The 13,059-nt window shown below is 62.6% G+C and carries 15 protein-coding genes; 2 read left to right on the top strand and 13 right to left on the bottom strand.

Annotated elements, in window-relative coordinates; translation table 11 throughout:
* Positions 1-6 precede the first annotated feature (6 nt).
* The 13 genes from F6S08_RS09895 to ccmA form a co-directional block, all read right to left on the bottom strand.
* Positions 7-195, bottom strand: a complete 189-nt coding sequence (locus F6S08_RS09895; protein ID WP_065947262.1) for a type II toxin-antitoxin system HicA family toxin — start codon at positions 193-195, stop codon at positions 7-9.
* A gap of 242 nt (positions 196-437) precedes the next feature.
* Entirely contained in the window at positions 438-1,922 is a 1,485-nt protein-coding gene (locus tag F6S08_RS09890) for a M10 family metallopeptidase C-terminal domain-containing protein (RefSeq protein WP_315871339.1), read from the bottom strand.
* A gap of 364 nt (positions 1,923-2,286) precedes the next feature.
* A complete protein-coding gene (gene phnN, locus F6S08_RS09885; RefSeq protein ID WP_065924466.1) occupies positions 2,287-2,859 on the bottom strand; it encodes a phosphonate metabolism protein/1,5-bisphosphokinase (PRPP-forming) PhnN in 573 nt (190 codons plus the stop codon).
* Between the two features lie 539 nt (positions 2,860-3,398).
* Positions 3,399-3,794 carry a hypothetical protein gene (locus F6S08_RS09875; protein ID WP_065924465.1) on the bottom strand — a complete coding sequence of 132 codons (396 nt, stop codon included), beginning with the start codon at positions 3,792-3,794 and terminating at the stop codon, positions 3,399-3,401.
* 15 nt (positions 3,795-3,809) lie between these two features.
* Entirely contained in the window at positions 3,810-5,000 is a 1,191-nt protein-coding gene (ccmI, locus tag F6S08_RS09870) for a c-type cytochrome biogenesis protein CcmI (RefSeq protein WP_074844684.1), read from the bottom strand.
* Complete coding sequence (locus F6S08_RS09865; RefSeq protein WP_065924463.1) at positions 4,993-5,466, bottom strand: cytochrome c-type biogenesis protein; 474 nt, start codon at positions 5,464-5,466, stop codon at positions 4,993-4,995. Before F6S08_RS09865 ends, ccmI begins: the two co-directional genes overlap by 8 nt.
* Entirely contained in the window at positions 5,463-5,999 is a 537-nt protein-coding gene (locus F6S08_RS09860; RefSeq protein WP_010211784.1) for a DsbE family thiol:disulfide interchange protein, read from the bottom strand. The genes F6S08_RS09865 and F6S08_RS09860 overlap by 4 nt, the downstream gene beginning before the upstream one ends.
* Positions 5,996-7,984 (bottom strand): heme lyase CcmF/NrfE family subunit, encoded by a 1,989-nt coding sequence (locus tag F6S08_RS09855; RefSeq protein WP_065947259.1) that lies wholly within the window; start codon positions 7,982-7,984, stop codon positions 5,996-5,998. The genes F6S08_RS09860 and F6S08_RS09855 overlap by 4 nt, the downstream gene beginning before the upstream one ends.
* Positions 7,985-7,987: 3 nt before the next feature.
* Entirely contained in the window at positions 7,988-8,443 is a 456-nt protein-coding gene (gene ccmE / locus F6S08_RS09850; RefSeq protein ID WP_027607026.1) for a cytochrome c maturation protein CcmE, read from the bottom strand.
* A complete protein-coding gene (gene ccmD / locus F6S08_RS09845; RefSeq protein WP_065924460.1) occupies positions 8,440-8,616 on the bottom strand; it encodes a heme exporter protein CcmD in 177 nt (58 codons plus the stop codon). The genes ccmE and ccmD overlap by 4 nt, the downstream gene beginning before the upstream one ends.
* Positions 8,613-9,368 carry a heme ABC transporter permease gene (locus F6S08_RS09840; RefSeq protein WP_065924459.1) on the bottom strand — a complete coding sequence of 252 codons (756 nt, stop codon included), beginning with the start codon at positions 9,366-9,368 and terminating at the stop codon, positions 8,613-8,615. Before F6S08_RS09840 ends, ccmD begins: the two co-directional genes overlap by 4 nt.
* 86 nt (positions 9,369-9,454) lie before the next feature.
* Positions 9,455-10,123, bottom strand: coding sequence for a heme exporter protein CcmB (ccmB, locus tag F6S08_RS09835; RefSeq protein WP_065924458.1), 669 nt, complete (start codon positions 10,121-10,123; stop codon positions 9,455-9,457).
* Complete coding sequence (gene ccmA / locus F6S08_RS09830) at positions 10,120-10,755, bottom strand: cytochrome c biogenesis heme-transporting ATPase CcmA (protein WP_065947258.1); 636 nt, start codon at positions 10,753-10,755, stop codon at positions 10,120-10,122. Before ccmA ends, ccmB begins: the two co-directional genes overlap by 4 nt.
* Positions 10,756-10,956: 201 nt before the next feature.
* Here ccmA and F6S08_RS09825 point away from each other — a divergent pair, with 201 nt between their 5' ends.
* Both F6S08_RS09825 and F6S08_RS09820 read left to right on the top strand, forming a co-directional pair.
* A complete protein-coding gene (locus F6S08_RS09825) occupies positions 10,957-12,534 on the top strand; it encodes a flagellar hook-length control protein FliK (protein ID WP_074845171.1) in 1,578 nt (525 codons plus the stop codon).
* Complete coding sequence (locus F6S08_RS09820; protein ID WP_027607021.1) at positions 12,531-12,860, top strand: EscU/YscU/HrcU family type III secretion system export apparatus switch protein; 330 nt, start codon at positions 12,531-12,533, stop codon at positions 12,858-12,860. Before F6S08_RS09825 ends, F6S08_RS09820 begins: the two co-directional genes overlap by 4 nt.
* Positions 12,861-13,059 lie beyond the last annotated feature (199 nt).

Genomic DNA, 13,059 nt, shown 5'->3' with positions numbered 1-13,059 from the left:
CTCTCCTTAAAACTGAAACAGCCCGGCACGTTTCCTGATGCTTCTGATGGTGCCCAGCGGCAGATCCTTCTTCGGATGCGGCACCGGGATCGTGTACGGGTTATAGCGGTGGGTAAAAATATGATGACTGCCCGTGACCCGATCCAGCACCCAACCCGCCTCTTGCAGCTCCTTGATCAATAGCCTGCTTTGCACACCAGCCTCCTTGGCTCGGCCTAAATAAAAGTAACCCTAGAGTTATCTTTACTCAAGCACAAAATAGGTCAGGCTGACTGATGGTTGTTTTGCGCGATGTTGAAAACCGCCAACCGAGTGACATGCCATGGGCATTCCCCACAGGCTTGTCTGTGCGTTGCAAGGGCCAAGGCCCTGGCGTTTGCCGACCATGGCAGGCGCTGATCAAGGCTTGAGCCTGTCAGCGCCTCGTCATGGCAGTGTTATCTGCGGGCATCCGACGGCTGGACAGTGTTTTGTATCCACTGCAACAAGGCTGAGAACGCCTTGATCATCACCTCGCGTAACGCTGCAAGCGGGTCCGTGCTGCTATCCGGCGGCGGCGCAGGGGCCGGTGTGGGGACAACCTTCGGTGCGGGTTTAACCTCCGGCTTTTGCCCCTGCCACTGCACATCGCCGGGTTTGATCTGGCCAATGCTCTTGACCACCAGGTCGGCGCTGCCGCTCCCCTTCAGATCTATCTCCAGGCTTGAACGCCCGGTGGCCGCGTCGTGCCTGAGCAATGCCTCGCCGGCGCGACCAGAGAATCGATCAGTGAACGTCAGGGCACCGACGCGCGCCTCTTTCAATGCACCCGAGACGTCAATCTTGTCCGTCCCGCTGGTAAAGTCCTCGATCAGGTCAGGCTGCTGCGGTGTGGAGTCGCTGGCCTTGTCGTAGTCAAAAATATCCGCCCCGCCGCCGCCCCGCAGCCTGTCTGCACCCAAGCCGCCCTTGAGCCGATTGTCCGCCTCATTCCCCGTCAAGACATCACGTCCGGCCCCACCGATGGCGTTTTCAACCACGCAGCCCTTGGCGATGGAAACATTGCCCTTCAAGCCGCCCACATCGGAAAACGACTCGGCGTTCAAATTGATGTTCTGGTTCTGGGAAAACCCGGAACAATCCAGGGTGTCGTTACCGCCCCCATCCCATATGCAAAAGATAGCTTTATCCCTGGCACTGGTGAGGGTCATGGCGTCGCGGCCGGTATTTGAATTGAAACCGTAGGTGGTGTCGGTGTTGCGGGTTTTGTGATTGGCCCCATAGAGCCGCTGAACGGCTGCGATGTCATCCATCATCGGGGCAGAGGGATTCGAATACCGAAAATCATGGCCGGCCTGGTTCGTCTCCGACCAGTAGCTCATCACACTGCGTGCCTTTGTATCGCCGGCATACCTGGCACCATTGTTGTAATCAGCACCGCCGCCATTGTAGTCACCCGGATGCTGCAGGCCGATGGCGTGGCCGATTTCATGCACGGTAGTGACTGAAAAGTGACTGCCCTGCGCCGGCGAACTACTTTCTCGCAGTGTGCCGACCGTGGCCGTGGTGGTGGTAATGCCGCGCGAGGGTGAGCTGGCGACGCCACGGTCACCGCGCGGGTTGTTTTTGATGTGGACCGTGCCGTCGGCGCCGGCTGCCCGTTCCTTGAAACTGATGTTGGCCACGTCCTCCCAATATTGCACCGCCTGGCGCACTCGGCGTTGCTGCGCGACGCTGAACGTCGGGTCTACCGTATAGGAGAGGTCGATCCGCTTGTCGCCATTACGGTCGTGGAAATGCAGATTATTGCGGGTGATGTACTTTCCGGCCTGTTCCGTCGTGAAGGTTGGTTTGCGACCGGCGCCCACACCATAGGGGCCAGGATCGGAAGGCGGCAGGTTTTCAAGTGAGAAGTTGAGCCGAGAACGTTCAGAGCAAATCATGGGCAGTGCGCTCCCTATAGTAAGTTAATGAGTCGAGTCAATCAGAATCGACGCAATAAACTCCCATGCAGAAAACGCTCAGGACAGCGCTGATTTAGTTCGTACTGAAACACACTAAGGCGGCGCAACATGCGCTAAGACAGGCACTAAACCACTTGCAATTTAAACAACTGAACACACACTTTCGCGCAAAAAAACTTATTGGATTTTCAGGAAAAAAACATAATCCTACAAAACCGTGCTGATTTGACTACACCAAATCCGGCCTCACCCAGATACATGCACTTAAGGTTTTCCGCCGAATTCGCTGCATGTCAGGATCTCGCCGCTTGACATGCCCCGCACGTCACCGGTGCAGGCAGGGTCAGGCCCATACGCAATGCCCCTGGTTCAGGCAACACAGCAGGCGCTCGACCGTGTGTTCCAGTGGCCCGGAGTTATCCAGCACAAACAACCCCGAGCCATTGCCGGCGATCAGTTCGGCGGTGAACCGTGCATTGCGCGCCAGACGCTCCTCGATATCCGCCTGGGCCTCACGCCCCCGCGCCACCAGGCGCTGGCGCAATACGGCTTGATCCACCGCCAGCAACAGCACCCACACATCCGGGTAGCGCTCGCGGGTCTGCGCCAGGTGCGCGCGAGAACCATTGACCAGCACGTCCTCCCCCGCTGCCAGCCATTCGTCGATGACCTTGGGGATGCCGTAGGACAACCCGTTGGCGTGCCAGCTGAGGGCAAACGCACCCTCGGCCTGCATCACGGCGAATTGCTCCGGGCTGACGCCCTGGGCCGCCTCGCCCACCGCTTCCGCCGAGCGCGTGATCACGCGGCGCACAATCCGGCAACCGCGCTCGGCCAACCGCGGGCGTGCAGCCTCCAGCAGGCTGTCCTTGCCCGAACCCGATGGCCCGATGAGATAGATCAACCTGCCCGCCATCAAAACATCCTCTTCGCTTGTTGCCAGATTGGTTGCACCACGGGTAGCCCTGCGCGACTCCTGGCTTGGACCAGGTCGACGCGCAGGCCAATGGCGATTTTCCCCGCACTGGAAAGTATATCCAGCAATCCCTCGGCAGCGACCACGTTACTGAAGTGCGCGCCGCCTCAATATTTGCTGGGCGTAGTGCTTGCTCACCCCTGACGGGTTGGTGAGTTTTTTGAAAGTCGCCTGTGGCGGTGATTCAGTCCGTTTCAAAGGGCGAGACAGCCGGAAGTATCTTCAATTCAAAATCTTCCAGAGCCAACATCGCCCCATTTGAAGATGATTCAAGCCGCAAGCAGGTGCTAGCGGTGGTACGGATGGTTGAGATTGCGCAGTTGTTAGGGGGTGCGGCACTGGAGCGGGAGTGTACTGTGGCTTGATGGCCGAGGAGATCTCCTGTGGGAGGGGCAAGCCCCCCTCCCACATTTGCCCTCCAGTGTCTGGAAGAATGGGTTTCACAGGCATGAAGAAGGCGACTCGAAGGTCGCCTTTTGTCATTGCGCGTACTGCTTGCTCAATCCCGGCGGCACGCCTTGCACGTCGGTGTCTTCCCATGGCCCGTTGGGGCTGATGGAGCGGCTCCAGCCGTTGCTCCAGCGGTAGTAGGTGCGCTGGCGGTAGAAGGTGTCAGGCTGGTCGTCCAGCACATACACCTGCATCTTGCCGTCCCAGTGGCTGGCGGCGCCCGGTGGCGGGGCGAAGGTGGGGGATTTGGTCGGCAGTGGCTTCGGCGGCGGGGTAACCGGGCCCGAGGGCTTGGTGCTCGGCTGGGTCGAAGGGCCTGACGATGGGATAGTCGGGCCGGTCGGCGCAGGCGGTGGGCGGTGGACCGCACAGGCGCTCAGGCCCACTACCAGGCTGAGCAGGGTGATGCGTGCAAATGCGGTCATGGGCGTTTCCTCGAATTACTTGTCCGGACTGTCGATGGTCAGCTGCTGCAGTGCAGTGGTGGTGCTGGCCAAGGGTTGGCTGCGGCCGATCCACTCGCCGGTGGTCGGTTGACCGGCCCGGGATATGCGCGCAACCAGTTGGACTTCGGGGAAGTTGGACAGTTTCAACTGCGGCATCATCGCGTCGGCATCGCCGAGTTCGACGGTGACAGGCAACTCGGCAACGGTGACGCGCTTGGCCGCCAAGGGTGCCGGCGGGCCGCTGACGGCGCGGGCGAAGATAAATACGCTGTCGGTAGGCAGGGATTTGGCCTTAACATCCGCGGACAAATCCACGCGCACTTTAAGAACCGCCCCAGGCGCCGGGGCGACGGTGCCGCCGCTCTCTTTCAACTTCTCGGCTGCGCGGTCGATGCCACCTTGCAGCGCGACACGAGAATTGTCTTGCGCCGGCAGTTGGGCCAGCAGACGCTTCCAGTAGTCGATTGCCTCTTGATAACGCTGGCCTTCGAACGCGGCGATACCGAGCAGGCCGAGGCTGGTGACTTCCTTCGGGTCAAGCTTCAAGGCTTCGTCGGTCAGCGCCTGGACCTTGGGCGACCACTGTTTGTTGTCGGCAAAGTACTGCGCCTGGGCCCACTGGCCGAGCAGTTCCGGCTGGCGCCCGGCCAGCGCCACGGTACGCTCGAAGACCTTGGCGGCATCGGCGGAACGATCCTGGGCCATATAGGCGCGACCGAGGAAGTACAGGCCTTCCGCCGAGTCCGGTTGGGCGGCGGCGGCGCGTTCCAGGCGCTGGGTCATGTCTTCCATGGACACCGGCGGTTGGGAAAACTCGCGGGTCAGTTCAACCTTGTCGCTGGCACCGAAATGCATATACAGGCCAAGGCCGAGCACCGGCACAAGGATGGCGGCGAGCAACGGCAGCGGCTTGCCCAGGCGCGATTCGCGGGGCTTTTCCACGCCTTCGGTGTCGGCCAGCAGCTCGCGGGCGGCTTCGGCGCGGCCGCTGTCGAGCTGCGCGGCGTCGAGCACACCTTCGTCCTGCTGCACTTGCAGCTCGGCCACACGTTCTTGGTAAAGCGCCACGTTCAGCGCGGTGCGATCCTCTTCACGCTGGGCGCGGCGGCCACGCAACACAGGGATCAACAGGAAACTCAGGGCAATCAGAAGCAGCAAGCCGGCTGCGAGCCAGAAATCAATCATCAGTCTTGGTGTCCAGCAATTGGTCGAGGCGTTTACGCTCTTCGGGGGATAGCGCGTCGGAACCATCGGTAGGCGCGGCGCGGCGACGGCGGACGATCACGGCCATCACCACCACGCCGGCCAGCAGCAGCCCGGCGGGGCCGAACCAGAGCAACGCGGTCTTGCCGGTGAGGGCCGGTTTGTAGCGCACGAAATCACCGTAGCGGTCGACCATGAAGTCGATGATCTGCTGGTTGTCCTTGCCCTCCCCCAGCATGCGGAAGATTTCCTTGCGCAGGTCGGCGGCGATGGGCGCGTTGGAGTCGGCGATGTCCTGGTTCTGGCACTTGGGGCAGCGCAGCTCCTTGGTCAGTTCGCGGAAACGCTCGCGGTCACTGTCCTTGGCGAATTCGTAAGTGTCGATGGCAGCGTGGGCCACCCCGGCCAAGCCCAGCGCCAGCACGGCAGCGGCTAACAGGCGCTTCATGGCTTGGCCTCGTCGACCAGCGCCTGATACTTGGCGGCCAGTTGCTCGCGCCACACCACTTCGTCGATCACGCCGACGTATTTGTCGCGGATCACACCCTTGGCATCGATGAAGAAGGTTTCCGGGGCGCCATACACGCCGAGGTTCAAACCAAGGTTGCCGTCTTCATCACGGATATCCAGCTGGTAGGGATTGTGGAACTCCGCCAGCCACTTCAAGGCCGCCGCGTTGTCGTCCTTGTAGTTGATGCCGTAGATCACGACGCCCTTCTCGGCCAGCTTGTTCAGCACCGGGTGCTCGACGCGGCAGGAGATGCACCAGGTGCCCCACACGTTGACCAGCGCGGGTTTGCCGAGCAGGTCGGCCTGGGTCAGGGTCTTGTCACCCTGCACGGTCGGCAGGCTGAACGCGGGGAACGGCTTGCCGATCATCGCCGAGGGCAGCTCGGCCGGGTCCAGGTACAAGCCGCGATACAGGAATACCGCCACTACCAGAAACAGGGCCAGCGGCACGACCATCAACCAACGCTTCATACCGCCGCTCCTTGCAGGCCCAGCGCTTCACGCACCCGGCTCTTGACCTTGACCCGATACCGGCGATCCAGCGCCGCGAGCAAACCACCAAAGCCGGTGAGCAAGCCGCCGAACCAGATCCAGCGCACGAACGGTTTCACATGCACGCGCACGGCCCAGGCGCCATCGCCCAAGGGTTCACCCAGGGCCACGTAGAGGTCACGGGTGAAACCGGCGTCGATACCGGCTTCGGTCATCATCGAACTCTGCACGGTGTACAGGCGTTTTTCCGGGTGCAGCACGGCGATCTCTTTACCGTTACGCACTACGCGCACGGTGCCTTTGTCTGACGTGAAGTTCGGCCCTTCGAAGTGCTTGGCGCCTTCGAAGATGAACTGGTAACCGGCCAGGTCCATGGACTCGCCCGGCGCCAGGCGCAGGTCGCGCTCGGCGCTGTTCTGGCTGGAGAGCACCACGCCGAGGGCGCACACGGCGATGCCGATGTGGGCGATCTGCATGCCCCAGTAGCTGCGGGTGAGGGTCGGCAGGCCTTTGACCAGGCCTTTGTGGCGGGTCTTGTCGACGATGTCACGCACACCGGCCAGCAGTACCCAGGCGGCGAGCAGGAAGGTGGCGAGCACCGCCCAGTTGAAGTCGCCATAGGCGATACCGGCGACCACGGCCAGGGCCACGCTGCCGAGCAGCACCGGCATCAACATGCCGGCCAGCCATTTGACCGGGGTGTCCTTCCAGCGCACCAGCACACCGACCGCCATCACCCCCATCAACAGGCCCATCAACGGAATAAACAACGCGTTGAAGTACGGCGGGCCGACGGACAGCTTGGCGCCGCTCAGGGCATCCAGCACCAAGGGGTACAAGGTGCCGAGCAGGATCATCGACGCGGCCACCACCAGCACCAGGTTATTGCCCAGCAGCAGGGTTTCCCGCGACCACAGGTTGAAGCCGACCTGGCTCTTGACCACCGGTGCGCGCAGGGCGAACAGGGTGAGGGAGCCGCCGACCACAAACAGCAGGAAGATCAGGATGAACACACCGCGCTCCGGGTCGGAGGCAAACGCATGCACCGAGGTCAACACGCCCGAACGCACGAGGAAGGTGCCGAGCAGGCTGAGGGAAAATGCCGCGATGGCCAGCAACACGGTCCAGCTCTTGAACACGCCGCGTTTTTCGGTGACGGCCAACGAGTGAATCAGTGCAGTGCCGACCAGCCATGGCATGAAGGACGCGTTTTCCACCGGGTCCCAGAACCACCAGCCGCCCCAGCCGAGTTCGTAGTAGGCCCACCACGAACCAAGGGTGATGCCGATGCCGAGGAACGCCCAGGCGACGATGGTCCACGGCCGCGACCAGCGCGCCCAGGCCGCATCAAGGCGCCCGCCGAGCAAGGCGGCGATAGCGAAGGCAAAGGCCACGGAAAAACCCACGTAGCCCATGTAGAGCATCGGCGGGTGCACGATCAGGCCGATGTCCTGCAGCAGCGGGTTGAGGTCGTGACCGTCCGCCGGGATCTGCGGCAGGATGCGGGTGAACGGGTTGGAGGTCATGATCAGGAACAGCAGGAAGCCGATGCTGATCATGCCCATCACCGCCAGCACCCGTGCGAGCATGACTTGCGGCAACTGGCGCGAGAACACCGACACCGCGAAGGTCCAGCCGCCGAGGATCAACGCCCACAGCAGCAGCGAGCCTTCGTGGGCGCCCCACACCGCGCTGAACTTGTAGTACCAGGGCAAGGCGCTGTTGGAGTTATTCGCTACATAGGCGACGGAAAAGTCGTCGGTCATAAAGGCGTAGGTCAGGCAGCCGAACGCGAACACCAGGAACGCACACTGGCCCCAGGCCGCCGGCTGCGCCAGGCTCATCCACAGGCGGTCACCGCGCCAGGCACCGAGCAACGGCACCACCGCCTGGACGATGGCAAAGCACAGGGCGAGGATCATCGCCAACTGGCCCAGTTCCGGAATAAACAATGCAGACGTCATCACTTAGCCCTCCTTGGCGGGGGTGGGTGCGGACTGGCCGCTGTCTTTCAAGGCCTTGGTGACTTCCGGCGGCATGTATTTCTCATCGTGCTTGGCCAGCACTTCATCGGCCACCACCACGCCGTCGGCGTTGAGCTTGCCCAGGGCGACGATGCCCTGGCCTTCGCGGAACAGGTCCGGGAGGATGCCGCGGTAGGTGATGGTCACGGCCTTGTTGAAATCGGTAACCACGAAGGTGACGTCGAGGGAATCGCCGGAACGCTTCAGCGAGCCCTTCTCCACCATGCCGCCGGCACGGATGCGCGTGTCCAGCGGCGCTTCGCCGTTGGCGATCTGGGTCGGGGTGTAGAACAGGTTGATGTTCTCCCGCAGGGCGCTCATCGCCAGGCCCACGGCAATACTGACGCCGGCCAGGATGGCAAGGATGATCAACAGACGCTTTCTACGCAGCGGATTCACTTTTCGGTCTCCCGGCGCAGACGACGCGCCTCTTGTTGCAGGTAACGCTTGCGGGCCAGGATCGGCGCGACGACGTTGAGGGCCAGTACGGCCAGGCAGATGCCATAGGCCGTCCAGACATACAGGCCGTGGTGGCCCATGGCGAGAAAATCACTGAAAGAAGCAAAACTCATCCGCGCGCTCCCAGGCAGCTTTGCACTTCGGCCTTGACCCAGCTGGCGCGGGCTTCACGCTTGAGCACTTCGAGGCGCATGCGCATCAGCAGCACGGCGCCGAAGAAGCAGTAGAACCCCAGCACCATCAGCAGCAACGGTGCCCACATTTCCACGGGCATTGCCGGTTTTTCGGTGAGGGTGAAGGTGGCGCCCTGGTGCAGGGTGTTCCACCACTCCACCGAGTACTTGATGATCGGGATGTTGATCACGCCGACAATCGCCAGCACCGCGCAGGCCTTGGCGGCGCTGTCACGATTGCTGATCGCGTTGCCCAGGGCAATAAGACCGAAGTACAGGAACAGCAGGATCAGCATCGACGTTAGTCGCGCATCCCACACCCACCACGAGCCCCAGGTGGGTTTGCCCCAGATCGCACCGGTGACCAGCGCCACGGCGGTCATCCACGCCCCGATGGGCGCGGCGCATTGCAGGGCGACGTCCGCGAGTTTCATCTTCCACACCAGGCCGACGACGCCGCACACCGCCAGCATAACGTAGCAGGACTGGGCCAGCATCGCGGCAGGCACGTGGATGTAGATGATGCGAAAGCTGTTGCCTTGCTGGTAGTCCGGCGGTGCAAAGGCCAGGCCCCAGACCAGGCCGATGCCGATCAGCAACACGGCGGCGATGCTGAACCAGGGCAGCAGTCTGCCACTGATGCCGTAGAACCATTTGGGCGAGCCGAGCTTGTGAAACCAGGTCCAGTTCATTGCTGTTTCCATCACGGTTGCTTCTTGTCTTGGCAAGAAGCGTAGGGTCTTTACTGACTATGCGTATACCGCCCAGTCAGACCTCATTATTCACCGACGCTGATCTTCAGGCCGGCGGCTATAGCAAAGGGTGTCAGGGTTACCGCCAGGGCGGTCAGGCTGCCAAGCCACAGGAGGTAACCGGTCGCCGGCATGCCCATGAGCGCGGCTTGCAACGCGCCGCTGCCCAGGATCAGTACCGGGATGTACAAAGGCAGAATCAACAGGGCCAGTAACAGGCCACCCCGTTTCAAGCCGACGGTCAACGCGGCACCCACCGCCCCCAACAGGCTGAGTACCGGGGTGCCGAGCAGCAGGCTCAGCAGCAGGATCGGCAGGCATTCGCCGGGCAATCCGAGCATCATCGCCAGCAGTGGCGAGAGCAAGACTAGCGCCAGGCCGGAAAAAGCCCAGTGTGCCAGTACCTTGGCCAGGACCAGAAGTGGCAGGGGGTGCGACGAAAGGACCCACTGCTCGAGGGAACCGTCTTCGAAATCACTGCGAAACAGCCCGTCCAGCGAGAGCAGGACGGACAAAAGCGCCGCGACCCACACCAGTCCCGGCGACAAGGTTTGCAACAGTTTAGTCTCCGGGCCGACCGCCAACGGGAACAATGCGATCACGATGGCAAAGAACACCAGCGGGTTGGCCAGTTCGGCCGGGCGACGGCACAGCAACCGCGCTTCGCGGGCGACCAACAGGGCAAACACACTCATACCGACCACCGCCCCAAGTCGAGGTCGCGGTAACCGACGGGCATGCGCGCCAGGGTGTGGTGGGTGGTGAGCACCACCTGGCCGCCCTGCTCGCAGTGCTGCGCCAGGTGCTGTTCCAATTGGGTGACGCCTTGTTTGTCGAGGGCGGTGAAGGGTTCGTCGAGAATCCACAGCGGCGGGCCAGGCAGGTACAGGCGCGCCAGGGCCACGCGGCGCTGCTGGCCGGCGGACAGGGTGTGGCAGGGCACGTCTTCGAACCCCTTGAGGCCGACGGCGGCCAGGGCCTGCCAGATGGCGTCGCGGGTCGCGGGATGATGCAGGGCGCTGAGCCAGCTGAGGTTTTCTTCGGCGGTGAGCACGTCCTTGATGCCGGCGGCGTGGCCGATCCAGATCAGGTTGCGTGCCAGTTCGGTGCGTTGTTCGTTGAGCGGCCTGCCGTTCAGTCGGACTTCACCGGCCGTGGGCTGCATCAAGCCGGCCAGCAGGCGCAGCAAACTGGTCTTGCCGCTGCCGTTGGGGCCGCTGATCTGCACCATGTCGCCGCCCGCCACCCGCAGGTCGAGGTGCTCGAACAGCAGGCGCAGGTCGCGTTCACAGGAGAGCGCTACGGCTTCAAGAAGAGGGCTGGTCAAGAGATCGCGGGCCTTTACGGTTCAAGTCGGCGGTGCAGCGGCCGTTATAGTAAAGAAGCACAATAACGGCTTTGGCGACCGATTTTAGAGAGCTGGATCAAATAGTTGTGAGGTTTTTACCGCTCTCTTTGCAGACGCGCGGCATTATACATGCGATGCCCTACGCTAAAGAGGGCTATTTCCCCAGAGACGATGCGCACGATGACCGGCGAGATCAACCTTCCTACGCTTCCTCCCACCCCGGCAACCGGGCAAAGCCCTGCGCCTGCGCCCGGGGCGCTGCTGAAACTGCTGGAGCCGCAGATTGGGCTGATCGACCCGGGCAAAACCGTGAATGCCGAGGTGCTCGCCCTGAAACAAGGCGGCGAGGCGTTTCAGCTGTTGCTCAAGCTGACCCTTGAAGGCGGCCGCCAGACGCTGGTGCAAGCCAGCAGCCCACAACCCTTGCCGTTGGGCAGCAATGTGGCTGTGAGCCAGACGCCCGCAGGCAACCTGGCCATCAGCCTGCAACAAGCCCTGAGCGCCAACGTTGCCGCCCTCACCCGTATCGATACGGCCAGGATGCCGGAAGGCACCCTGCTGCAGGCCAAGGTGCTGACCACCCAGGCCCTGCCCCAAGGCACCGCGCAGCCGGCGATCTACCGTTCGTTGGTGACCGTACTCAATAGCGCCCTGGCCGGCGCGACCCTGACACTGGAAAGCCCGCAACCGTTGCGCGTGGGCAGCTTGCTCAGCGCCGTGGTGCAGAACGCGCAAACCCTGAATTTTGTGCCGTTGAGCGGGCTCAAGGATCAACTGGCCGTCACCCAGCAATTGTCGACCCAGCAAAGTCGCCAGGGCTCCCTGGATGCGGTGTTCAAGGCGTTGCAAAATCTGCCCCGCGGCGACAGCACCTCCGCCGACCTGCGCGCCGCCGCCGACCGTTTGCTGGCGGCCTTGCCCGACCTGGCACAGGTGAGCAACCCCAAGGTGCTGGCCCAGGTGATCCAGAACAGCGGCGCCTTTCTTGAAGCCAAGTTACTCGCCGGGCAAAACCCGCAGGTGCCACCGCTGGATATGAAGGGCGCGCTGCTGCGCCTGGTCGCCGACCTGCTGCCTGCCTTGCCCGCCAGCACCAACCTGAATGCCATTCTTGCCGCCAACACCCTGGCCCAGGTGCTGCCCAACTTCGTGCGCAGCCCGTTGGGCACCCTCGGCCAGGTCGGCGCGCGGCAAGCACCGGTCAGCTTCCCACTGCCGGAGCGGCTGATGGCAAAACTGGAGGGCGAAGGCGACCTGGAAAACCTGCTGCGCCTGGCCGCCGGGGCCATTTCCCGCTTGCAGAGCCACCAGCTGTCGAGCCTGGAGCAAACCGGCACCACCGCCGATGGCCGCCTGCAAACCACCTGGCAGTTGGAGATCCCTATGCGCACCCTGCAGGACATCGTGCCGTTGCAGGTCAAGTTCCAGCGCGAAGAGCCGGCGCCGGACAAGGACCAGCCCGAACGCAAGGATTCCAAGGAGCCCAAACAGATGCTCTGGCGCGTCGAACTGGCCTTCGACATGGAGCCCCTGGGGCCGTTGCAGGTCCAGGCGCAGCTGACTCAGGGCAAGCTGTCCAGCCAACTGTGGGCAACCCGACCTTTCACTGCCAGCCTGATCGAAAGCCATTTGGGCAGCCTGCGCGAGCGCCTGGTGTCGTCAGGGCTGAATGTCGGCGACCTGGACTGCCACCTCGGCACCCCGCCACGCGGGCCGAAAACCGGACTTGAACAACGCTGGGTGGATGAAACCGCATGAACAACGCCAACCCGCCGCGCCAGGCGATTGCCCTCAAGTACGACGGCCAGCAAGCGCCGACCCTGACCGCCAAGGGCGACGATGCCCTGGCCGAAGCCATCCTCAAGTTGGCGCGGGAAAATGAAGTGCCGATCTATGAAAATGCCGAGCTGGTGAAACTGCTGGCACGCATGGAACTGGGCGACAGTATTCCGGAGGAGTTGTACCGCACCATCGCCGAGATCATTGCATTTGCCTGGACGTTGAAGGGCAAGTTCCCGGTGGGCTATGACCCGGATGCGCGCCCGGTGGAGCGGGATGTCACGGAGCGTGGCGACGATTACTGAATAGCCACAGGCATATACAGGTTCAAATGTGGGAGGGGGCTTGCCCTAAGGCTTTTTGTAGGAGCGAGCTTGCTCGCGAAAAACTCACAGGCGCCGCGTTCATTCAGGAAGAACGCGTTATCGTTGACGTTTTTCGCGAGCAAGCTCGCTCCTACAGGAGGCGATGTACGCTTAACTGACTGGCATCAGGGCAAGCCCC

This window comes from Pseudomonas sp. JV449, assembly GCF_032424295.1.
GTDB classification, from domain to species: Bacteria; Pseudomonadota; Gammaproteobacteria; order Pseudomonadales; family Pseudomonadaceae; genus Aquipseudomonas; species Aquipseudomonas marginalis.
This window is presented reverse-complemented; position numbering and strand designations above follow the sequence as displayed.

Coding starts and splice junctions, on each gene's coding strand:
- F6S08_RS09890 (WP_315871339.1), bottom strand. CDS start 1,922: ATGATTTGCTCTGAACGTTCTCGGCTCAACTTCTCACTTGAAAACCTG.
- phnN (WP_065924466.1), bottom strand. CDS start 2,859: ATGGCGGGCAGGTTGATCTATCTCATCGGGCCATCGGGTTCGGGCAAG.
- F6S08_RS09875 (WP_065924465.1), bottom strand. CDS start 3,794: ATGACCGCATTTGCACGCATCACCCTGCTCAGCCTGGTAGTGGGCCTG.
- ccmI (WP_074844684.1), bottom strand. CDS start 5,000: ATGATTGATTTCTGGCTCGCAGCCGGCTTGCTGCTTCTGATTGCCCTG.
- F6S08_RS09865 (WP_065924463.1), bottom strand. CDS start 5,466: ATGAAGCGCCTGTTAGCCGCTGCCGTGCTGGCGCTGGGCTTGGCCGGG.
- F6S08_RS09860 (WP_010211784.1), bottom strand. CDS start 5,999: ATGAAGCGTTGGTTGATGGTCGTGCCGCTGGCCCTGTTTCTGGTAGTG.
- F6S08_RS09855 (WP_065947259.1), bottom strand. CDS start 7,984: ATGACGTCTGCATTGTTTATTCCGGAACTGGGCCAGTTGGCGATGATC.
- ccmD (WP_065924460.1), bottom strand. CDS start 8,616: ATGAGTTTTGCTTCTTTCAGTGATTTTCTCGCCATGGGCCACCACGGC.
- F6S08_RS09840 (WP_065924459.1), bottom strand. CDS start 9,368: ATGAACTGGACCTGGTTTCACAAGCTCGGCTCGCCCAAATGGTTCTAC.
- ccmB (WP_065924458.1), bottom strand. CDS start 10,123: ATGAGTGTGTTTGCCCTGTTGGTCGCCCGCGAAGCGCGGTTGCTGTGC.
- F6S08_RS09825 (WP_074845171.1), top strand. CDS start 10,957: ATGACCGGCGAGATCAACCTTCCTACGCTTCCTCCCACCCCGGCAACC.
- F6S08_RS09820 (WP_027607021.1), top strand. CDS start 12,531: ATGAACAACGCCAACCCGCCGCGCCAGGCGATTGCCCTCAAGTACGAC.